The sequence below is a fragment of the Nocardia sp. NPDC060259 genome (genome assembly GCF_042728775.1).
In the GTDB taxonomy this organism is placed as follows: domain Bacteria; phylum Actinomycetota; class Actinomycetes; order Mycobacteriales; family Mycobacteriaceae; genus Nocardia.
Genome location: NZ_JBHXAY010000121.1, coordinates 1 through 19,703 on the forward strand (window position 1 = coordinate 1; position 19,703 = coordinate 19,703).

At 69.4% G+C, this 19,703-nt stretch carries 21 protein-coding genes; 12 read left to right on the top strand and 9 right to left on the bottom strand.

Features of this window, described 5'->3' with window-relative positions; all coding sequences use genetic code 11:
• Positions 1–78: 78 nt before the first annotated feature.
• The 5 genes from ACFWF2_RS29320 to ACFWF2_RS29340 all read right to left on the bottom strand — a co-directional run bounded on the left by ACFWF2_RS29320 (position 79) and on the right by ACFWF2_RS29340 (position 3,637).
• A complete protein-coding gene (locus ACFWF2_RS29320; protein WP_189028849.1) occupies positions 79–351 on the bottom strand; it encodes a hypothetical protein in 273 nt (90 codons plus the stop codon).
• A 122-nt stretch (positions 352–473) separates the two neighbouring features.
• Complete coding sequence (locus tag ACFWF2_RS29325; RefSeq protein WP_379310700.1) at positions 474–1,274, bottom strand: SCO1664 family protein; 801 nt, start codon at positions 1,272–1,274, stop codon at positions 474–476.
• 4 nt (positions 1,275–1,278) lie between these two features.
• The gene (locus ACFWF2_RS29330; protein ID WP_379081430.1) at positions 1,279–1,866 is read right to left on the bottom strand and encodes a DUF3090 domain-containing protein; all 588 of its coding nucleotides are present in this window, start codon (positions 1,864–1,866) and stop codon (positions 1,279–1,281) included.
• Between the two features lie 50 nt (positions 1,867–1,916).
• Positions 1,917–2,627, bottom strand: a complete 711-nt coding sequence (locus ACFWF2_RS29335) for a histidine phosphatase family protein (protein WP_379310701.1) — start codon at positions 2,625–2,627, stop codon at positions 1,917–1,919.
• 32 nt (positions 2,628–2,659) lie between these two features.
• Positions 2,660–3,637 carry an undecaprenyl-diphosphate phosphatase gene (locus tag ACFWF2_RS29340; RefSeq protein WP_379310702.1) on the bottom strand — a complete coding sequence of 326 codons (978 nt, stop codon included), beginning with the start codon at positions 3,635–3,637 and terminating at the stop codon, positions 2,660–2,662.
• A 192-nt stretch (positions 3,638–3,829) separates the two neighbouring features.
• On the opposite strand from ACFWF2_RS29340, the gene ACFWF2_RS29345 reads away from it, so the two are divergent.
• The 6 genes from ACFWF2_RS29345 to ACFWF2_RS29370 all read left to right on the top strand — a co-directional run bounded on the left by ACFWF2_RS29345 (position 3,830) and on the right by ACFWF2_RS29370 (position 9,328).
• Positions 3,830–4,807, top strand: a complete 978-nt coding sequence (locus ACFWF2_RS29345) for an aldo/keto reductase (protein ID WP_379310703.1) — start codon at positions 3,830–3,832, stop codon at positions 4,805–4,807.
• A gap of 17 nt (positions 4,808–4,824) precedes the next feature.
• Positions 4,825–5,838 carry a hemin ABC transporter substrate-binding protein gene (locus ACFWF2_RS29350; RefSeq protein WP_379310705.1) on the top strand — a complete coding sequence of 338 codons (1,014 nt, stop codon included), beginning with the start codon at positions 4,825–4,827 and terminating at the stop codon, positions 5,836–5,838.
• Positions 5,835–6,956, top strand: a complete 1,122-nt coding sequence (locus ACFWF2_RS29355; RefSeq protein ID WP_379310706.1) for a FecCD family ABC transporter permease — start codon at positions 5,835–5,837, stop codon at positions 6,954–6,956. Before ACFWF2_RS29350 ends, ACFWF2_RS29355 begins: the two co-directional genes overlap by 4 nt.
• Positions 6,953–7,843: a heme ABC transporter ATP-binding protein gene (locus ACFWF2_RS29360; RefSeq protein ID WP_379310707.1), complete on the top strand. Its 891-nt coding sequence runs from the start codon at positions 6,953–6,955 to the stop codon at positions 7,841–7,843. Before ACFWF2_RS29355 ends, ACFWF2_RS29360 begins: the two co-directional genes overlap by 4 nt.
• A gap of 50 nt (positions 7,844–7,893) precedes the next feature.
• Positions 7,894–8,469: a TetR/AcrR family transcriptional regulator gene (locus ACFWF2_RS29365; protein ID WP_379310708.1), complete on the top strand. Its 576-nt coding sequence runs from the start codon at positions 7,894–7,896 to the stop codon at positions 8,467–8,469.
• 70 nt (positions 8,470–8,539) lie between these two features.
• Complete coding sequence (locus ACFWF2_RS29370; RefSeq protein WP_379310709.1) at positions 8,540–9,328, top strand: oxidoreductase; 789 nt, start codon at positions 8,540–8,542, stop codon at positions 9,326–9,328.
• 9 nt (positions 9,329–9,337) lie between these two features.
• Here the strand turns inward: ACFWF2_RS29370 and ACFWF2_RS29375 are convergent, their stop codons facing one another.
• From ACFWF2_RS29375 to ACFWF2_RS29385, 3 genes are read right to left on the bottom strand one after another with little or no spacing between them, the layout of a single operon-like run.
• Entirely contained in the window at positions 9,338–11,434 is a 2,097-nt protein-coding gene (locus ACFWF2_RS29375) for an MMPL family transporter (RefSeq protein ID WP_379310710.1), read from the bottom strand.
• Between the two features lie 2 nt (positions 11,435–11,436).
• Entirely contained in the window at positions 11,437–11,970 is a 534-nt protein-coding gene (locus ACFWF2_RS29380) for a hypothetical protein (RefSeq protein ID WP_379310711.1), read from the bottom strand.
• A gap of 6 nt (positions 11,971–11,976) precedes the next feature.
• Positions 11,977–12,333, bottom strand: coding sequence for a hypothetical protein (locus ACFWF2_RS29385; RefSeq protein WP_379310712.1), 357 nt, complete (start codon positions 12,331–12,333; stop codon positions 11,977–11,979).
• Positions 12,334–12,495: 162 nt separating this feature from the next.
• Here ACFWF2_RS29385 and ACFWF2_RS29390 point away from each other — a divergent pair, with 162 nt between their 5' ends.
• From ACFWF2_RS29390 to ACFWF2_RS29400, 3 genes are read left to right on the top strand one after another with little or no spacing between them, the layout of a single operon-like run.
• A complete protein-coding gene (locus ACFWF2_RS29390; protein ID WP_379310713.1) occupies positions 12,496–13,503 on the top strand; it encodes a YncE family protein in 1,008 nt (335 codons plus the stop codon).
• Positions 13,503–13,757, top strand: a complete 255-nt coding sequence (locus ACFWF2_RS29395; protein WP_379310714.1) for a DUF5703 family protein — start codon at positions 13,503–13,505, stop codon at positions 13,755–13,757. Before ACFWF2_RS29390 ends, ACFWF2_RS29395 begins: the two co-directional genes overlap by 1 nt.
• An 8-nt stretch (positions 13,758–13,765) precedes the next feature.
• Positions 13,766–14,845 (top strand): quinone-dependent dihydroorotate dehydrogenase, encoded by a 1,080-nt coding sequence (locus tag ACFWF2_RS29400; RefSeq protein WP_379310715.1) that lies wholly within the window; start codon positions 13,766–13,768, stop codon positions 14,843–14,845.
• 4 nt (positions 14,846–14,849) lie between these two features.
• Here ACFWF2_RS29400 and ACFWF2_RS29405 read toward each other — a convergent pair whose 3' ends face one another.
• Positions 14,850–15,230 carry a hypothetical protein gene (locus ACFWF2_RS29405; protein WP_379310716.1) on the bottom strand — a complete coding sequence of 127 codons (381 nt, stop codon included), beginning with the start codon at positions 15,228–15,230 and terminating at the stop codon, positions 14,850–14,852.
• 170 nt (positions 15,231–15,400) lie between these two features.
• Between ACFWF2_RS29405 and ACFWF2_RS29410 the strand changes: the two genes are divergently transcribed.
• From ACFWF2_RS29410 to ACFWF2_RS29420, 3 genes are all read left to right on the top strand, one after another.
• On the top strand, positions 15,401–16,900 hold the full coding sequence (locus ACFWF2_RS29410) for a PfkB family carbohydrate kinase (RefSeq protein WP_379310719.1): 1,500 nt from the start codon (positions 15,401–15,403) through the stop codon (positions 16,898–16,900).
• 100 nt (positions 16,901–17,000) lie between these two features.
• Positions 17,001–17,741: a GTP cyclohydrolase II gene (locus tag ACFWF2_RS29415; protein ID WP_379310717.1), complete on the top strand. Its 741-nt coding sequence runs from the start codon at positions 17,001–17,003 to the stop codon at positions 17,739–17,741.
• A 134-nt stretch (positions 17,742–17,875) separates the two neighbouring features.
• Positions 17,876–19,702 (top strand): AMP-dependent synthetase/ligase, encoded by a 1,827-nt coding sequence (locus ACFWF2_RS29420; protein WP_379310718.1) that lies wholly within the window; start codon positions 17,876–17,878, stop codon positions 19,700–19,702.
• The last annotated feature ends 1 nt before the right edge of the window (position 19,703 follow it).

Below are 19,703 nucleotides of genomic sequence, written 5' to 3' on the forward strand. Positions count from 1 at the left end.
GCCACCGCCACCGGAGTGACGGTGACGTTTTCGGTGCCGCCGCGCGTCGGGTGCGGCCACACCGAACTCACCGGATGATCACGCCTGGGCGTAGCACTGCACGTTCAGGGTGTCGGCCTCCGGGCCGAACTGCGGCAGCGCGTAGTAGGCGGCGCCGACCTGATCGGCGGCCTGCACGGTGACCTCGGGCAGCGGCGCACCGGTGTTGCGGTCGGTGGCGGTGCAGACGAAGGTCTTCTCGGACCACCAGCCGCTGGGGAACGCCTGCGCGGGCGCGGCAACAGCGGCGACAGCACCGGTGAGCAGCAGCGCGGCGGCGGAGCTGGTGACGATCGAGCGGGTCGACGACATAGATTTCCTCTGATCTTGTATGACGAAAGTGCTTGGAGCACACTAGCACCGGCCCCGACCCGGAAAAGCAGCCTCACAGTACCCGACGTCAGCGCATCGGTGGGCTGGAATCGTCGTCGGAATCAGAACGCGGGCCAGGGAATCGGTCGCGCGGAATTCGGGACCGGCATCACCGGATGATCGAGCAGCGCCTTCGTGCGTTCGGTCAGCGCGGTGATCTCGGCATCGGTGATGTGTACGGCCAGCGAATCGGCCACGGTGCCGGGCAGTTGCGCGGCGAACGCGGCGATGTCGGCGATCAGTGACTCGTGGACGGGCCGCCCGGCCCAACCCCACAGCACCGTGCGCAGTTTCGGTTCGCTGTGCAGGCAGATGCCGTGGTCGACGCCGTACACCTGCCCGTCGACACCTTCCAGCGCGTGCCCGCCCTTGCGGTCGGCGTTGTTGAGCAGCAGATCGAGGACCGCCATCCGTTGCAGGCGTGGATCGTCGGCGTGGACGAGCGAGACCTCGTTGCCCTCGCCGTCGAGCGCGCGCAGGACCTCGCAGAAACCGTCGGGCACCGTGCCAGGCCTGCACAGGTCGACCAAGTCGAGGCGCTGACTGCTCGACGCGCTGTGGTGGTCGACCGAGGTCACCCAGCGCTGCACCATGCCGGACCCGAACGGCCCGTCCCGCAACACCGTCTCCGGGATGACGCCCCAGCCGAGATGTTCGGAGATCAGATATGACGCCACCTCGCGACCGGCGAGGGTGCCGTCGGGGAAATCCCACAGCGGCCGTTCGCCGCGCACCGGCTTGTACACCACCCGCAGCGGGGCGCCGTCGGGTTCGGGTGCGGCGATCTCACAGACCAACGTCAGATTGCTGGCGACGCCGACCCGGCCGACGATGTCCAGTTCGCCTTCGGTGAGTGCCGACACCGGATCACTCCTCGTCGAGCTCGGCCGTGCCGAAGATCTCGCCGCGCTTGTAACCGTTGGTGCGCACGCACATGTGCCCGCGCGAGGACAGCGGTTCGCCGCACAGCGGGCACGGCGGACGGCCCGCGGCGATGACCCGCGCCGAGCGCAGGGCGAACTCGCGGGCCTGGATGGGGGTGAGGAACACCCGCACGGCGTCGGGGCCTTCGTCGGTGTCGTCGAGCACCACCGATTCGTCGACCTCGGTCTCGGTGATCGCCAGCAGCTCCACCACGACAGCGCCCGCGTCGGCGTCCCAGCCCAGACCCATGGTGCCGACCCGGAATTCGGTGTCGATGGGCGTCACCAGCGGCGCGACATCGCGGACGTCCTCGCCCTCGGGCGGCACCTCGGCGCCGAAGCGGCGCGCCACCTCGTCGAGCAGCAGGCCCATCCGGTCGGCGAGCACCTTCACCTGCTGCTTCTCCAGCAGCACGCTGACCACGCGCGGTTCCTGTACGGCCTGCAGGTAGAACGAACGATCGCCTGGTTCACCGACGGTCCCGGCGACGAAACGATCGGGGGTGCGGAATACATGGATTGCGCGTGACACATGCACCTCCTGATACGTGACCCTGATCGACACTCACGAACACATTCCCGTCAAGGAGAATCGCGGTGTCCCGCATTCCCATTATCCGCGCCCGTGCCAGTCGGCACCTCGCCACCGGGAGCGGGCGCCGCCGCGCCGGCGAGCGCGGACAGGTCGGCGCCGGTGTCGTTGAACTTCCACACCGACGGCCCGGTCGGGCTGTAGCGGACGACGCTGATCGAGGCGGGTTCGACCGCGATCCGCTGGAAACTGTCCAGATGCAGGCCGAGCGCGTCGGCCAGGATCGATTTGATGATGTCGCCGTGCGCGCACGCCACCCACAGCACGTCACGGCCCGCCTGCTCGGCCAGCTTGCGTTCGGTGTCGCGGATCGCGGCGACCGCACGCTGCTGGACCTGGGCCAGGCCTTCCCCCGCGGGGAACACCGCGCCGGAGGCGTGCCGCTGCACGACCTTCCACAGCGGTTCGCTGACCAGTTCGGACAGGGGGCGGCCGGTCCAGTCGCCGTAGTCGACCTCGATGAGCCGTTCGTCGTGCTCGGGTTCGAGGCCGAGCTTCTCGGCCAGCGGTGCGACGGTGCGCTGGCAGCGCAGCAGCGGTGAGCTGGCGATGTGTTCGATCGGCAGGGTCGCGAGCCGGTCGGCGACCGCGGCGGCCTGCTCGGTACCGCGCTCGGTGAGCTCGACACCAGGGGTGCGCCCGGCCAGGGTGAAACCGATGTTGGAGGTGGACACTCCGTGCCGGAGCAGGATCACCGTCATGGGACCAGCCTAACCATCCGTCCGCGCCGCACTCAGGTCGCGGAGACGACGCCTGCGGAGAGCAGGGCCAACATCGTGAGGCCGAGAACGATCCGGTAGCCGACGAACCAGTAGAACGAATGCTTGCCCACGAACTTGAGCAGCCAGGCGACCGAGGCGTATCCGACACCGAACGCCAGGATCGTGGCGACCAGCAGCTGCGGTCCGCTCGCATTGAGTCCCTCACCGGCGGGCTCGAACGCGTCGGGAAGGCTGAACAGGCCCGATGCGGTGACCGCGGGAATGGCCAGCAGGAACGAGAACCGCACCGCGGCCTCCCGCTCGAGGCCGAGGAACAGGCCGGCGGTGGAGGTGGCGCCGGAGCGGGAGACACCGGGGATCAGGGCAAGGCACTGCGCCAAGCCCATGATGAGTCCGTCGCGGGTGGTGAGCTGCTCGATCGGGCGGATCTTGCTGCCGAAATATTCACCGGCGGCGATGACGAGCGCGAACGCGACCAGCATGAACGACACCAGCCACAGGTTGCGGGCGCCGGTGCGGATCTCGTCCTTGAACAGGAAGCCGAGCACGCCGATCGGGATGGTGGCGATGATCACGTACCAGCCGATGCGGTAGTCGAGCTCGCGCTGGGTGTCGCGTTCGTGGGCCTCGCGGGCGCTGCGGTCCATCACCGGCAGCTTCGTGGTGACCCGGTCGCCGACGGCGACCGCCTGCTGCGAGCGTTCCCGCCAGCGCATCGCCAGCGTGGTGAACCACGCCACGACGATGCGCTGGATGTCCTTGGCGAAATACACCAGCACCGCGGCCTCGGTGCCGAGCTGGGTGACGGCGGTGAACGACGCGCCGGCGTCGCTACCGAAGAACACCTCCGACACGATGCGCAGATGCCCCGAGGAGGAGATCGGCAGGAACTCCGTCAGTCCCTGTACGAGCCCGAGTATCAATGCCTGAAACCAGGTCATCGACTCGCCCACCGTGCCTCCTGCTACCTCGCGCCCGAAAGACCGCATCCTCCTGGGCTTTTGCTACATCGAGCGGCCTGGAAGGGCCGCGACCTCGCAGCGACCCTACCTGTCGCGGTGCGGTGACGTCGCCCGCCCACCGGGCGATCGGTTCTCGCGGCCCCCGCCGCGGGTCGTCGGCGAGGGTCCACACGGTGCGCCCATTAGGCTGGGCGCCGTGACGAAAACGCGGGCGCGGTGATGGAACAGCGAACGGTGGGACGCAGCGGCCTTCGGGTGTCGCGGATCGGCTTGGCGACCCATACCTGGGGCACCCATACCGACGCCGACGAGGCATCGGTGCAGTTGGCGGCGTTCACCGAGGCCGGTGGCACGCTCGTCGACATCTCCCCCGTCTACGGTGACGGCGCGGCCCAGCGGATCCTCGCCGATCTGCTCGGCGACCTGGTCTCCCGTGACGATCTGGTGCTCAGTGGCAGCGCGGGTGTGGTCCTGCACGCGCCCGGCGCCGGGGTCGGTGGCAGCGTGCCCGCTCCGGCGGCGACCGGCCCGGTGGTCGACGCGTCGCGGCGCACGCTGCTCGCGCAACTGGACCGCACGCTGCTCGAACTGGGCACCGATCATCTCGACATCTGGAGCATCGCCGCCTGGGACCCCTACACCCCGCTCGACGAGGTCGCGGCGACCTTGGAGACCGCGGTCCGCACCGGTCGCACCCGGTACGCGGGTGTGCGCGGGTTCGCGGCCTGGCAGCTGGCCAGCCTCGCCGCGATCGCGCCGATCGCGGCCGCGCAGACCCCGTACTCGCTGCTCGCGCGCGGCACCGAGAACGATGTGATCCCGGCCGCCCGCCACCACGGGGCAGGCATCGTCGCTTCCGCGCCGCTGGCGGGCGGCATCCTCACCGGCAAGTACCGCGACGGTGTGCCCGCGGATTCGCGCGGCGCCGACGAGGCGACGGCCGCCGAGATCCGGCGCAGGCTCGACGACGAACGCGCCACCCGCGTGGTGGACGCGCTGGTCACCGCGGCCGACGGCCTGGGCACCTCGCCGCTGGCGGTGGCTCTGGCCTGGATCAGGGACCGGCCCGGCATCGCGAGCATGATCGTGGGTGCCCGTGACATCGGCCAGCTCACCGGAGTGCTGGCCGCCGAAACCCTCGAGTTGCCGCGCGCGATCGCGGCAGCTCTCGACGATGTGAGCGCCCGTTCCGAATGATGGCTAGCCTTACCTGCATGAAACTGCGTGGTCTGCTGACGGCGATGCTCGCGGCGACGGTGCTGACGGGCACCGTCGCCTGCACCGGAAGCAATCCTGCATCGACTGCCACTTCCGGCGGGCCCGCGACGGCACAGCTGGCCGACCTGGACCCCGTCCCGATCGGCGCACCGCCGACGCCACGCCTGCCCGCTACCGCACGCTCCTTCGACGGCACCGAGGTGACCGTCACCGACGCGTCGCGGATCATCGCCGTCGACCGCTACGGCACCCTCGCCCAGACCGTGTACGCCCTCGGCCTCGGCGCGAACCTCGTCGGCCGTAGCACCTCGGCCTCCTTCCCCGCCGTCGCCGACGTGCCGAATGTGGCGGGCGGCAACGGCGCTCTCAGCGTCGAGGCCGTCCTCGCCCTTCGCCCGTCGGTGTTCCTGACCGACACCACCAGCGCCGCGCCCGCGGTCCGCGATCAGCTGCGAGCGGCTGGCGTCAACGTCGTCTACTTCGATCCGGACCGCACCATGGACGGCGTGGTGCCACAGATCGAGGCCGTCGCCACCGCGCTCGGCGTCCCGGAGGCAGGCGCGCAGCTCGGGCAGCGCACCCGCGACGAGATCGCCACCGCCGCCGCCCGCGTGCCGAAGCGGGATCCGCAGCCGAAGATCGCGTTCCTGTACCTGCGCAGCACCGCGATCACCATGATCGCGGGCCCGGGTTCGGGCGCCGATTCACTGATCACCGCGATAGGCGGCGTCGACGCGGGCACCGCCGCCGGGGTGAGCGAACCGTTCACCGCGATCACCAGCGAGGCGATGATCGCCGCCGCGCCCGATGTGCTGCTGGTGATGTCGGACGGGCTGAAATCGGTCGGCGGGATCGACGGGCTCGTGAAGATCCCCGGCATCGCACAGACCCCCGCCGGGCGCAATCGCCGGGTCGTCGACATGTCCGACGCGGTGCTGCTGAGCTTCGGCCCCAACACCGGCCGGGTCATCACCGCGCTGTCCGACGCCGTCTACGGCAAGCCGGCATGAGCGATGCCCCCGACCTGACGAAGTCCGCGGACGCGCCGCGGATCGACGACGCGACTCCCGACCCGCTGCCGCACCCGCGTCATCGGACCACCCGGGTCACCGTCGTGTTCGCCGTCGCGCTGATCGCCCTCGTGGTGCTGGCGCTGGTGTCGGCGGTGCTCGGTCAGGTGCCGACCACCGCGGCCGAGGTCCTGGGCAGTGTGGCGCACCGGATCGGGCTCGATATCGGGCCGATGCCCGCGCACCCGGCGGGTGAGGTGACGCTGTGGGAGGTGCGATTCCCGCGTGTCGCGCTCGCCGTCCTGGTCGGGGCTTCGCTGGCGACAGCGGGTGCGTTGTTGCAGGGTGTGTTCGCCAATCCGCTCGCCGAACCCGGCGTGATCGGCGTGTCGGCGGGTGCGGCGGTCGGCGCGGGCACCGTCATCGTGGTCGGTGGCGCGTTCGTCGCCTCCTGGTCGGTGGCCGCGGCCGCGTTCGCCGCGGGACTGCTCACCACCGCGCTCGTCTACGTGCTGTCGCGCTCGGGTGGGCGCACCGAAGTCGTGACGTTGATCCTCACCGGCATCGCCATCAACGCCTTCGCCGGCGGTCTGATCGCGTTGCTGCTGTTCGTCGCCACGCCCGCGGCCCGGGATCAGATCGTGTTCTGGCAGCTCGGCAGCCTCAACGGCGCCACCTGGCAGTCGGTGGCGGTGGTCGCCGTGCTGGCCTCGGTCGGTGTGCTGGCCGCCGTTCTCATCGCGCCGCGGCTGGATCTGCTCGCGCTCGGTGACTCCGCTGCCCGTCATCTCGGTGTCGACGTGGAACGGCTGCGCAGGCAGGTGATCGTGGTGGTGGCCGTGCTGACCGCCGCCGGGGTGGCGTTCAGCGGCATCATCTTGTTCGTGGGGCTGATCGTGCCGCACGTGGTGCGTATGCTCGTCGGTCCCGGGCATCGGGTGCTCGTCCCGTTGAGCGCGATCGTCGGTTCGGTGGTGTTGCTCGGCGCCGACGTCGTGGCGCGCACGCTGGTCGACAACGCCGACCTGCCGCTGGGCATGCTGACCTCGCTGATCGGCGGCCCGTTCTTCTTCTGGCTGCTGCGCCGTACCAGGGCGCGGGCGGGAGGCTGGGGATGACCGACCTCCATCCGGCCGTCGAAACACCAGCGGCTGCCCCGCGGCGCAGTCGTACCTTGCGCAGCCTGTTCGCCCGGACCCCCGATGTCCCGGTGCGGCCCGCACCGGGCGCCGTCACCCTGCGCGCGACGGATCTCACCGTCCAGCGCGGTACCCGGACCGTTCTCGAGGACGTCGACTTCCAGGTGGCGGCCGGTGAGATCGTCGCCCTGGTCGGTCCGAACGGCGCGGGCAAGTCGAGCCTGCTCGCCGCCCTCGCCGGTGAACTCGCGCCGAGCACCGGCACGGTGCAGCTCGAAGGTCATGCCCTCGCGCAGTGGACCCACGCCGACATGGCCCGCCGACGCGCGGTCCTGCCGCAATCGCACGCGGTCGGGTTCCCGTTCACCGCCCGCGAAGTCGTCGCCATGGGCCGCGCGCCCTGGCTGCACACCCCCGCCGCCGCGCGCGACGACGACCTCATCGCCGCCGCCCTGGCCGCCACCGACGTCACCCATCTCGCCGGCCGGGTGTTCCCGTCGCTGTCCGGCGGCGAACGCGCCCGCGTCGCCCTGGCCCGGGTCCTCGCCCAGGACACCGCCACCCTGCTGCTGGACGAACCGACCGCCGCACTCGACATCGGCCACCAGGAGGCGGTGCTGCGCCTGGCCGCCGCCAGCGCCGCCGACGGTGCCGCCGTGGTGGTCGTCGTGCACGACCTCGGTGTGGCCGCCGCCTACGCCGATCGCGTCACCGTGCTCGACGGCGGCCGGGTCGCCGCCGACGGTCCGCCACGGGAGGTTCTCACTCACGACCTGCTCACCAGGATCTACCGCCACCCGGTCGACGTCTTCGACCACCCCACCACCGGTGCGCAACTGGTCCTGCCCGAACGCGGCCGCAGCTGACGGCAACCCCAGTTCTTGACCTAGCGGTATAGAACGCCTACGGTTGAATCATGGCCAGGCCCCGCAACTTCGACACCGACACGGTCATCGACCGCGCGGTCGACCAGTTCTGGTCCCACGGCTACGCCAACACCTCCCCCGCGCAACTCGCCGACGCGACCGGCATCGGAAAAGGCAGCCTGTACAACACGTTCGGCAGCAAGCGCGCACTCTTCGATCAGGCACTCGACCGCTACGGACACCAGGGCGTCGCCATGGCCGAGGACTACATGTCCCGACCGGGCACCACCCGCGACTGCCTTCGCGAATACCTGCGCGCCGCGATCGACCTCGATTTCACCACCCCGATCCGTCGCGGCTGCCTGGCGGCCAATACCGCCGCCGAGTTCGGCGGCCAGGACCCCGCGATCACGAAAACCTTGCGCGACATCGAACAACGCATCGTCGCCGCCCTGGCCGCCCGCATCGATCAGGGCCGCCGCGACGGTGACATCGACGCGACAATCGACCCGCACTCGGTCGCCGCGCTCCTGTTCACGACCAGCGTCGGCCTGCGCATCATGGCCAAGACCAACGACGCTCCCGAGCTCTACCGCCTCGTCGACGTCGCACTGACCGTCCTCTGATTCCCCGCTCCACCACCCAGCCTTTTCGCATGCCCCTATTTTTGACCTACAGTTCAAGAAAGGATCTTCCATGGATCTCGAACTCACCGGCAAGACCGCTGTCGTCACCGGCGCTTCCCGCGGCATCGGTCTGGCCGTCGCCGAAGCCTTCGCCGCGGCAGGCGTCCGCGTCCTCGGCGCCGCCCGCACCATCACCCCGGAACTCGAGAAGGCCTCGGCCGCCACCGTTTCCGCCGATCTCAGCACCAGCGAGGGCGCGACCACGGTCATCGGCACCGCCCTCGAGGAACTCGGCGGGATCGACATCCTGGTCAACAATGTCGGCGGTGGCGACCCCGAATGGCTCACTCTGAGCGGATTCCTCGACAGCACCGACGACCAGTGGCGCCACTACCTCGACCTCAACCTGTTCAGCGCGATCCGCACCACCCGCGCCGCCCTCCCGAGCCTGCTCGACCGCCGCGGAACCGTCATCAACGTCTCCTCGATCAACGCCCACGTCCCCGGGTCCGGCCCGGTCGGCTACAGCGAGGCCAAGGCCGCGCTCACCTCGTTCGGCAAGCGACTCAGCGAGGAATTCGGCCCGCGCGGCGTCCGGGTCAACACCGTCTCACCGGGCCCGGTCGGCACCAGGATCTGGCGCGACGAGCATCGCATCGGCGCGCAACTGGCCGCCGCGCAGGGCGTCTCTCACCAGCAACTCCTCGACGCCCTGCCCGACCAGTTCGACATCGCCTCGCGCCGCATCACCGAAGCCGAGGAAGTCGCCGCCCTGATCACCTTCCTCGCCTCCGGCAAGGCAGCCAATATCGTCGGCGCCGACCTGGTGATCGACGGCGGCATCATCAAGACGACCTGAGCCCCGCGCTCACCGCCAGATGATCTTGAGCAAGGCGGGGGTGAGCACCATGCGGATGATCGTCGCGTCGATGACGAGCGCGACGATCATGCCGTAGGCGATGTACTTCATCAGCACCAGATCGGAGAAGCCGAAAGCGCCCGTCACGACGATGAGGATCGCCGCCGCCGAGGTGATCACGCCACCGGTGTGGGCCACGCCGTAGCGGATGGATTCGGTGGCATCGGCGCCCGAAGCCCGTTTCTCCGCGATCCGCGACAGCAGGAACACCTCGTAGTCGGTGGACAACCCGAAGATCACGGTGACGATCAACGCCACCACCGCGAACATCAGCGGTCCCGGCGTGAAGTGGAAGGCGTCGGAACCGTGTCCTTGCACGAAGATCCACGTCAGCACGCCCAGCGTCGAGACGAGACTGAGCGCGCTCATCGCGACGGCCTTCACCGCCAGGATCACCGACCGGAACGCGATCACCATCATCGCCAGCGCCGCGGCGATCAGGATCGCCAACAGCAGCGGGAGACCGTCGATCAGGCCGTTGATGCTGTCGCGTTCCAGTGCGGGAATACCGGCGACCATGATCTGGACGCCCGGTGGTTCGGGCAGGTCGCGCAGGGTGTCGATCACCCGGTCGGCGTCGCGTTTGTCACCGAGTCCGGCCGAGAGGACGTTGACCCCGTCCTTGGTCGGCGCCGCGGGCTCGAACCGGCCGGTCAGGCCCGGAATCTGATTGGCCTCGAACCGGATGTCGCTGAGCTGCTGGGGTGAGGCGCCGACCACGACCAGCTTCACCGGTTCGGTGCGGAAGCCGGGGAAGAGCCGGTCGAAATCCTCCTGCGCCACGCGCGCCGGATTGTCCGCCGCCAGATACTTCTCGCTGATCCCGCCGAACTCGATGTGGCGCAACGGAATACTCAAGGCCAGCAGGCCGAGCACGATCGGGATCACGACCGCCCAGGGCCGCCGCATCGCCCACTGCGCCAGCCGGGAGAAGAATCCCGCGTCGATCTCCGCCTCGGTCTTGCTGCGCGAGAATCGCTTCCAGCCCAGCCAGTCGATGCGGTGCCCGGCGATGCTCAACGCCGCGGGCAACGCGGTCACCGACAGCAGCGCGGCCAGCATCACCGCGGAGATACCGCCGTAGGGCACCGAGCGCAGCACACCGTTGGGGAAGATGAACAGCGCGCCGAGGCTGATCGCGATGATCGCCGCCGAGAACAACACGGTGCGGCCCGCCGTCGCGACGGTGCGGGCCGTCGCGTCCTCCACACTGCGGCCCGCCGCGAGTTCCTCCCGGAATCTGGTCACCGTGAACAGTCCGTAGTCGATCGCCAAACCGAGGCTGACCAGTGTCATCACCGCACTGGCGAACACATTGACCTCGATGTGCGCGGTGAGGAACCGCAGGATGCCGGAGGTGCCGAGGACGGTGAGCGCGCCGATCATCACCGGCAGCAACGCACCGATGACTCCGCCGAACACGAAGTACAGCAGGATCGCCACGATCGGCAACGCGATGAGCTCCGCGCGCCGGATGTCGTGCTGCATCCCGATGTTGATGCCCTCGACCACCGGCTGCAATCCCGCCAGCTGCACGGTGGTGCCGCCGGGCCCGCCACCGGGCACACCGGCGTCGAGATGCGGTTTCAGGGCGAGATAGTTGTTGACCGTGGCCGTTCCGCCACCACCGGCCAGTCCGATGCTGGCGAACGCGTGCTGCTTGCTGGGATCGGAGGCGTCCGCCGAGAACGGGCTGTCCCAGTAGCTGTCGATCTTGTGGATGTGCGTGCCGTACCGCTCGCGCAGGTCCGCGAGCGCGGCCACCACCGGGCCGCGCACGGCGGGATCGTCGACGGTGGCGCCCGCGGGGGCGGTGTAGATGACGATCAGGTCGCCGTCGGTGTCGCGGCCGAAGGTGTCATCGGCCAGTTTCGAGGCCGCCACCGATTGGCTGGACTCGTCGAACCAGCCCTCCTGGGTGTAGCGGCCCGCCATATCCCGGCCGAACCAGCCCGAGATCAGCACCGTCAGGATGAAGATCCCGAGCACGAGGTAGCGGTGGCGGTGGACGAACCGGCCCCACCGCATCGCACGCGATTCCCGCATCGTCAGCCGCAGGCGGCGGTGCGATAGTCCGCCGAGCGCAGGATGCCGCACAGATCGGTGCGCGAGATCTTCCACTTCCCGTCGAGCAGCACGAAATGCACGATGGTGGTGCGGATATTGGTGCCCGAACCGTCCTTGTCCAGGCGCATCGTGGCGGTCAGCGTGCCGTCACGGTTGTCGAAGACGGGGTCGACGACGCCGTAGACGGCGTGCGGGTTGTCGCGCAGCGCCTTGTACATGTCGGGGATCGCGTCCTTGAACGCGGCGCCGTCCTCGATCAGGTCGGTGCGTTCGACATCGGGCAGGTTGGGGTCGAGCGCGCGCTTGATCTGCGCGTCGAGTTCCACGGCGGTCGGCAGCGGCACATTGGCCTTGCTCGACGACACCGCGATGGAGGAGGACAGGGAGGCTTGGGCCGATGACCGTGCGGCGTCGACCGAGGCCTCGTCGGTGCCACCACCGCAGGCGGTGAGGGCGACGAGGGCCGTGAGGCAGGCGGTGGCCGCAGCGGCCCTGGCGAAAAGTGTGGAAGACATCACCATCTACATACCATCAATCACGGCACTGATCCGGCCCAGGATGCTCCGGACCGTCATGGCGTCCCTCGGCGCGGCGGTCGGGACCGGGACCGCGTGGTGGAGCAGATCGCGCACGAACGCGGTGACGCTGCGTTCGTCACCGAGGTCGATATCGGTGACCTGCGCCTGCGCGGTGGCGACCACATCGTCGGCGCCGGGCACAGTCTCACCCAGGTCGGCGCGGTAGATCTGCACGGTGAGGGTGGCACGGTGGGTCCGGAAGGTGAACGCGCGGCCGTCGTCGGTGGTGCCGAAACCGTGGGCGAAGGGGCCGACGGAGATGTCATCGATGCCGAAGCCCGCGGTTGTCCGGTCGGTCATCGGTCATCCCCTCCCCGCGTCCTGGCAAAACATTTGTCGACGTGTCAACAGTAACCTCCGTCACCGACAGGCCCGACGCGCGCCACCCGGTCGGAGCTACCGGTGAGTCATCATGGTCAGATGGTGATCAGCGGTCACCTCGTGAGATTAGGAGTTCGGTGCATGCGCCCTCGCGGCTCGGTCGCCTCAGCGCTGTTCGGCGCGGCGGCACTGGTGGTGCTGACGGGATGTGCTGGTGCGGACGGCCCCGATGTGCCGACCCGGGATCCGGCCACCGCGGCCGTCTCCCCTGCCACCGCGACATCGCCCGCAGGCCAGGTCATTCCCGCCGCCGCGACGAAAGCGCTGCTGGCCGAACGGCACACCGGTCGCCTCGCCGCCCTCGACACCGCGGGCACCACGCTGACCTTGCTCGACCCCGCCGCGCCCACCACCGCGCGGACCGTCACCCTGCCCGCCGTGGGCGCGGCTTTGGCCCAGGGCACAGCGGGTGAAGTGCTCGTCGCCGCCCCGGATCGGGTGCTGCGGGTCGACGTGACCGCGGGCACCGTGACCGAGGTTCCCGTCGACGGCGACGTGCACAGCGTGCAAACACGCACGGACGGCACGCTGGTCGTCGGCACCGCCGACGGCACGGTGCGTGAACTGCGCCCCGACGGTAGCGTCGCCCGCACCGTCACCGGCCTCGTCTCGGCCGACGTGATCGCCCTGACCGGTGCCGACATCACCGTCCTCGACCGCAAGCAGACCGCCGTCGTCAGCGTCCGCGACGACGCGCTCGGCCTGATGCTGCGCGCCGGTGACGGCGCAGCAAACGCCATCGCCGACCCGGAAGGGCGGATCATCGTCACCGACACCGCGGGCGGCGAACTGCTGGTCTACTCGGCAGGTCCGCTCGTGCTGCGCCAGCGTTTCCCGGTATCATCGTCGCCTTACGCGCTCGCCTACGATCCGCGCTCGAACACGGTCTGGGTGACCTGCACGGAGAGCAACGAGGTCGTCGGTTACGACCTGTCGACCGGGATCGGTGTCGAGGTGGGACGGTTCCCGACCCTGCGCCAGCCCGATGCGGTGACCGTCGACGAACGTACCGGCGACCTGTTCGTGGCCTCGGCCACGGGTGAGGGTTTGCAGCGGATCGGTGCGGACGAGCGGAAGAGAGGGCAGTGATGGCGGCCAAGCCTCGCGGTTCTCGCTCGGCGGTTCCGCCGAGCTGGGAAACCAGCAACGACGACTACGAATACGTGCCGCTGCGGCTGCCACCCGAGGTCACCCGGGTCACCGCCTCGATGCGGCTGGCCATCCAGGCCGAATTCGGTGGCTGGGAGTTGTCGCGGGTACGCGCCTACACCGACGGCAGCCGCCGGGTGTTGTTGCGCCGCCGCAAGAATGCCGTCCTGCCTGTGCCCGAACCCGGATTGTGAGCCGACCCATGTACGCCCTGTTACTACGCCTGATGTTCCTGGTCCCGCCGGAGCGGGTGCATCACCTGGTTTTCGCCGCCCTGCGGTTCGCCACCTGGTTCCCGCCGACTCGCTGGCTGGCGCGCAAGCTGACCGTCGCCGACGACCCGATCCTGGCCACCACCGCCTTCGGTGTCGATTTCCCCGCACCGCTCGGCCTGGCCGCCGGTTTCGACAAGAACGCCGACGGCGTGAACACCTGGGGCTCGCTTGGTTTCGGTTTCGCCGAGATCGGCACCGTCACCGCGCACGCCCAGCCGGGTAACCCGGCGCCGCGCCTGTTCCGGCTGCCCGCCGACCACGGCCTGATCAACCGGATGGGTTTCAACAACCACGGCGCCGCCGCGGCCGCCGCCCGCCTGCACAACGCGCATTCGACCGTCCCGATCGGCGCGAACATCGGCAAGACCAAGGTCACCGAACCCGAGGCCGCCGCAGGCGATTACGCCACCAGCGCCCGACTACTCGGCCCCCTCGCCGATTTCGTCGTCGTGAACGTGTCCTCCCCCAACACCCCCGGTCTGCGTGACCTGCAGGCCGTCGAGTCGCTGCGCCCGATCCTGCAGGACGTGCTCGACAGCGTCACCGTTCCGGTCCTGGTCAAGATCGCCCCCGACCTGTCCGACGAGGACATCGACGCCGTCGCCGACCTCGCCGTCGAACTGGGCCTGGCAGGCATCGTCGCCACCAACACCACCATCCGCCGCGACGGCCTGGCGACCCCGGCCGCCGAGGTCGAAGCGATAGGCGCGGGCGGTTTGTCCGGTCCGCCCGTCGCCGAACGCTCCCTGGAAGTTCTGCGCCGCCTCTACGCCCGCGTCGGCGACAAGCTGGTCCTGATCTCGGTCGGCGGTATCGAGAACGCCGACCAGGCCTGGGCCCGCATCCTGGCGGGCGCCACCCTCCTGCAGGGCTACACCGGCTTCATCTACGGCGGCCCCTTCTGGACCACCCGCATCCACCGCGGCATCGCCGCCAACCTGCGCGCCGGCGGTTTCCGCTCGCTGTCCGACGCGGTCGGCGCCGAGCACCGCACGCCGTCAGCCTGAGGGTCTATCCGTAGTTGACCTGCCGCGTTCCGCCGTGCCCGAACAGGTACGTCGTGGTGCGCGGCCTGGTCAGCGGGGGTCCGGCCTCGTCGGGGTCGTCGACGCGAGCGAGCATTCGCTTGTAGAGCCGGATGATCGCCTGTTCCCAGACGATTCCGACGGTGTCGGCCAGGGCGTTGATCTGCGCGTGCGCGAGGCGGTCGCCGGCGGCGGTGAGGTCGCTGATCAATTCGTCGAGTTCCATGCCCGCGTAGGCCTGGTCCCGGCTCAGCCGACGTTCCGGCAACCAGCTCAGCCGCCAGATCTCGGGGTCCGACCCGACGCGCTCCGCGTATTCGGGGCTGTGGGTGCTGCGCATGTCGTCCGGTGTGATGTGAATGGTCATCGGAGACTCCGATTCCACGAAGGGGAGCGGTTCGGTGCTCCCGGTTCCTGGGAATTCCAGTGTGGCATTTGCCCTTCAGTGCGGTCAATTGCCGTTGTAGATTGGTAATTGCCCGACGAGATGCTGCTCAAACACCGCCGTCACGACCATGGAGGGCCAATCGCGTGCCGATGCTCCCGCAGGACGCACGAACAGACCTGGTACGCGGCATTCTCGCGCGGCTGGGCAAGTTCTCCGGTCTCAGCGCAGAACGACTGCGGCACACCGAGATCGGAGCAGCGCCGATTCTCGATCTTCCGGTGGTGACCGATTACGCGCAGCGCGAAGGCGTCTCCCGCGAGGAGGCGGTCCTGCCGGTGCTCCGCGAGACGACCCGGCAATTGCCCCCCGCCGAGCGTCTCATCGCCGATGCGACCCTCGCGCTCGGTCTGCTGCGTGAATCGCCGAACGGCGACATCGATCCCGACCAGCTGTACGCGGCCAACCTCGGCGCCCGCCGCGAGTACCTGGCGCAGCAGTGGATACCCCTGCACATCGCCATCGGTGCCACCACCACCCCGGCGGCGCCGACGGTGAAACGCCTGCGCACCACGGCCGAACGTGCCGCACTCACCACGCTCGCCGGTCTGCTCACCGCCGATCCGGCGACCGCCGCCGCTCCCCCGACCGGTGTGACGCCCACCTCGGCGCCGACGGGCCGGACGGTCACCGTGATCGGCGATGCCGTGATCGACCACCTCTACCGGGTCGACACCTTCCCGGCCAGGCAAGCCCCCGTCGACGGCACCTTCGCCGGTCTGCCGGGCGGCAAGGGACTCAACCGGGCCGTCGCCGCCGCCCTGCTCGGGCTCGACGTGCAGTTGATCGCGGCCGTCGGCGACGATGCCAACGGAGCGCGCATCCTGAACCTGCTCGCGGACTACGACGTCGGCCGCTCGCTGGTGAAAGTTGTGCCGTCCGCGGCGACCCTGGTCACGGCCGTCGTCATGAACCACAGCGGCGAAGTGCGTCTCATCGCCTGCCGCGACTCGCGCGTGCAGTTGCTCGACGACGACATCGACCGACCCGAGGTCCGGGCGGCGCTGGCGGGATCGGCGGTGGTCGTGCTCACCTTCGAGCAGCCCGCGCCGATCATCGAACAGGTCCTCGCGTACGTCCGGGATCTCCCGGAGCGCCCCCAGGTGATCGTCTGTGCCGCACCGAGTATCGCCGTGCCGCAAGGGTTGTACCGGTACCTCGACGTCGTCGACTACCTCGTCGGCAGCACCGTCGAACTCGACGCGCTGCTGCCGGACGTCGACACCGACTCCGCCGCCGACACCGCGCGGCGCCTGCGAGGGCTCGGCGTGTCGGCGGTGTGTGCCGTCGACGGCTTCGGCTGCACCGTCTATTCCGACGACGACGATATCGTCGTCGACCACTTCCCCCAAGTCCTCAAAGCGGCCGTCGGCGCCGCCGCCGCCTTCGCGGCCGCCCTCGCCTACCGGGTGGTGCAGTCCGAGGATGCCCTCACCGCAGCGGATTTCGTGTGGGCAACGGCCGCGATGCTGCCGACGCAGAAGCTGGGCGCGGTGTCGGCCGGCTTCCCCCAGGTCGCCGAGGTCGACCGGATCATGCAGCTGTACGCGCGTGACGGTGTCACCCGTAACACCGGTGTGACCCCCGGTTGATGTGCCTGGCAGTACAGCCGGAGTAGAGTCGCGCCGTTGCCTTGCCCTACGCCGTCCACGCAGCGGATTTTCCGATGCCGACACCGTCTCGGAGGAGCGCTTGACGATCATCGAGCCCGTCCAGGTCCCGCCGGGTGAGGCGACCGGACGAGACGTCGACGACCTGCGACCGGAACACCAGTTCAGCCGCAACGGCACCCGGCTGCGGGTGCAGGTGCACACGATCGATGACCCGGCCGACGGCGGCTATGTGCTGGTGTTCGGCGAGCCCGGCGAGAAGCCGCTGGTCCGAGTCCATTCGCGGTGCCTGTACGGCGACGCCCTCGGCTCCGACGACTGCGACTGCGGCCCCGAACTGGCCCTGTCGATGGACATGATCCAGGCCGAAGGCGCCGGTGTGCTGGTGTACCTCGAACAGGAGGGCCGTGGCGCAGGCCTGATCTGGAAGGCCATCGGCTATCGCACCAGCGAGCGCTACGACATCGACACCTTCGAGAGCTACGCCCGGCTCGGTCTCGAACCCGACACCCGCCGATACGAACTCGTCGCCAAGGCACTGCTCGGCCTCGGTCTGCACCAGGTGCGCCTGCTGACCAACAATCCCGACAAGCTGCGCGCGCTCACCGAGGCGGGGATCGCGGTCGAGGTGATTCCGCTGGCCGTGCGGCTCGAGACCGACCGTGGCAGGCGCTATCTCGATGCCAAGGTGCGGTGGCGCAAGCACATGATCCCCCGCGACTTCGCGCCCTGGGCGCCGCACCCTGGCACTGTCACCGCACCACAGCCGCCGGCCGCGCAGACCCCGCGCGGATGGCGCAGGCTCTTCGCGCGTCGACGGTAACCACCGCCACAATCCCGTATGTCCGGTTACGATAAGTGAGCCGCGCCACTGTCGACGCCCATCGCTCGAGATGATGAGACAGATTCACTCGCATTGGCTCGGCGTCCGGCACGGCCTATATCGGGAACAGGGATATGACAGACATCGGTTTCGCGCACGCTTCCGGCGTCACGGTGCACACCGTGCCCGCCGCCTTCCAGCAGACCGCCGCATTGCGGCCCGACCAGATCGCCTTGCGAACGGTGGGCGGCACCCAGCAGATCACCTGGGCGGAATACGCGACGCGGGTGCGGGCACTGGCGGCAGGCCTGGCGAAGCTCGGCGTCGGCCACGGCGACGCGGTCGGCATCATGCTCACCAACCGCCCCGAGTTCAACCTGATCGACACCGCGGCCCTGCACCTGGGCGCGACCCCGTTCTCGGTGTACAACACCAGCTCCCCGGAGCAGATCGCGCACGTGTTCGCCAACGCGGGCAACAAGGTCGTGATCACCGAGCAGGCATTCCTCGACGTCATCCGTGAATCGGGCACCGAGGTCGAGCACACCGTACTCGTCGACGGCACTGCCGAGGGCACCATCGGCCTGGCCCAGCTGGAGTCGGATCCGCTGCCCGACTTCGACTTCGACGCCGCGTGGCAGGCGGTGCAGCCGGGCGATCTGGCCACCCTGATCTACACCTCCGGCACCACCGGCCCCTCCAAGGGTGTCGAGCTCACCCAAGGCAATGTGATCGCCCAGGTCGTCGGCCTGGTCTCCGGTCCGCTGCCGGTCGGTTTCGACGACCGTGCCGTGTCGTATCTGCCCGCCGCGCATGTCGCCGACCGCATCTCCGCGCACGCGATGAGCCTGCTCACCGGCATCCAGATCACCACGGTCACCGACCCGCGTGAGATCGCCGCCGCCCTGCCCGACGCCCGCCCCACCGTGTTCTTCGGTGTGCCGCGGGTGTGGCAGAAGATCAAGGCCGGTATCGAGAACAAGCTCGCGGTCGAGCCGAGCCCGGTGAAGAAGGCTCTGGCCAACTGGGCGATCGGTGTCGGTGTGGCGCAGGCCAAGGCGAAGCTGTCCGGTGAGGGCGGCTCGCTGCTGCTCGGTGTGCAGCACAAGGCCGCCGACGCCCTGGTGCTGTCCAAGCTGCGCGAGGCGCTCGGTTTCGGCGATCTGAAGGTCGCCGCGTCCGGCGCCGCCCCGGTGCCCGCGGAGACCCTGGAGTACTTCCTCGGCCTCGGGTTCGCGGTCAGCGAGGTGTGGGGAATGTCCGAGACCACCGGTGTCGGCACGTTCACCGATCTCGACAAGCCGCGCCCCGGCTCGGTCGGTCGTGTCATGGACGGTGTCGAACTGCGTCTGGACGCCGACGGCGAGGTGCTCATCCGCGGCCCGATCGTCACCCCCGGCTACCGCAACATGCCCGACAAGACCGCCGAGGCCATCGACGACGCGGGCTGGCTGCACACCGGTGACATCGGCACCCTCGACGCCGACGGCTACCTGCGCATCGTCGACCGCAAGAAGGAACTGATCATCAGCGAGGCGGGCAAGAACATCGCCCCCTCCAATATCGAGAACGCCATGAAGGCGGCGTCGTCGATGATCGGTCAGGCCGTCGCCATCGGTGACGCCCGCCCCTACATCACCGCGCTGATCATGCTCGATCCCGATGTCGCGGCGTTGCGCGCCAAGGAGTTCGGCGCCACCGACGCCACCCACGCCGAGCTCGCGCGCCGCGCCGAGATCGTCGAGGAGGTCAAGGCCGCGGTGACCGCGGGCAACCGCAAGCTTTCGCGGGTGGAGCAGATCAAGCGCTTCGTCATCGTGGAGAACCTGTGGGAGCCGGGCGGCGACGAGCTGACCCCGAAGATGTCGCTCAAGCGGACCCCGATCGCGAAGAAGTACGCCACCGACATCGAGCAGCTGTACGCCGCGACCCCGGCAGAGCACGTCGTCAATGTGAAGTAGC

What these genes read in the sequence shown, in the direction of transcription:
- ACFWF2_RS29370 (WP_379310709.1), top strand. Translation starts at nt 8,540, where the DNA reads ATGGATCTCGAACTCACCGGCAAGACCGCTGTCGTCACCGGCGCTTCC.
- ACFWF2_RS29345 (WP_379310703.1), top strand. Translation starts at nt 3,830, where the DNA reads ATGGAACAGCGAACGGTGGGACGCAGCGGCCTTCGGGTGTCGCGGATC.
- ACFWF2_RS29360 (WP_379310707.1), top strand. Translation starts at nt 6,953, where the DNA reads ATGACCGACCTCCATCCGGCCGTCGAAACACCAGCGGCTGCCCCGCGG.
- ACFWF2_RS29410 (WP_379310719.1), top strand. Translation starts at nt 15,401, where the DNA reads ATGCTCCCGCAGGACGCACGAACAGACCTGGTACGCGGCATTCTCGCG.
- ACFWF2_RS29390 (WP_379310713.1), top strand. Translation starts at nt 12,496, where the DNA reads ATGCGCCCTCGCGGCTCGGTCGCCTCAGCGCTGTTCGGCGCGGCGGCA.
- ACFWF2_RS29400 (WP_379310715.1), top strand. Translation starts at nt 13,766, where the DNA reads ATGTACGCCCTGTTACTACGCCTGATGTTCCTGGTCCCGCCGGAGCGG.
- ACFWF2_RS29350 (WP_379310705.1), top strand. Translation starts at nt 4,825, where the DNA reads ATGAAACTGCGTGGTCTGCTGACGGCGATGCTCGCGGCGACGGTGCTG.
- ACFWF2_RS29405 (WP_379310716.1), bottom strand. Translation starts at nt 15,230, where the DNA reads ATGACCATTCACATCACACCGGACGACATGCGCAGCACCCACAGCCCC.
- ACFWF2_RS29385 (WP_379310712.1), bottom strand. Translation starts at nt 12,333, where the DNA reads ATGACCGACCGGACAACCGCGGGCTTCGGCATCGATGACATCTCCGTC.
- ACFWF2_RS29375 (WP_379310710.1), bottom strand. Translation starts at nt 11,434, where the DNA reads ATGCGGGAATCGCGTGCGATGCGGTGGGGCCGGTTCGTCCACCGCCAC.
- ACFWF2_RS29395 (WP_379310714.1), top strand. Translation starts at nt 13,503, where the DNA reads ATGGCGGCCAAGCCTCGCGGTTCTCGCTCGGCGGTTCCGCCGAGCTGG.
- ACFWF2_RS29355 (WP_379310706.1), top strand. Translation starts at nt 5,835, where the DNA reads ATGAGCGATGCCCCCGACCTGACGAAGTCCGCGGACGCGCCGCGGATC.
- ACFWF2_RS29380 (WP_379310711.1), bottom strand. Translation starts at nt 11,970, where the DNA reads ATGTCTTCCACACTTTTCGCCAGGGCCGCTGCGGCCACCGCCTGCCTC.
- ACFWF2_RS29365 (WP_379310708.1), top strand. Translation starts at nt 7,894, where the DNA reads ATGGCCAGGCCCCGCAACTTCGACACCGACACGGTCATCGACCGCGCG.
- ACFWF2_RS29335 (WP_379310701.1), bottom strand. Translation starts at nt 2,627, where the DNA reads ATGACGGTGATCCTGCTCCGGCACGGAGTGTCCACCTCCAACATCGGT.
- ACFWF2_RS29420 (WP_379310718.1), top strand. Translation starts at nt 17,876, where the DNA reads ATGACAGACATCGGTTTCGCGCACGCTTCCGGCGTCACGGTGCACACC.
- ACFWF2_RS29320 (WP_189028849.1), bottom strand. Translation starts at nt 351, where the DNA reads ATGTCGTCGACCCGCTCGATCGTCACCAGCTCCGCCGCCGCGCTGCTG.
- ACFWF2_RS29340 (WP_379310702.1), bottom strand. Translation starts at nt 3,637, where the DNA reads ATGCGGTCTTTCGGGCGCGAGGTAGCAGGAGGCACGGTGGGCGAGTCG.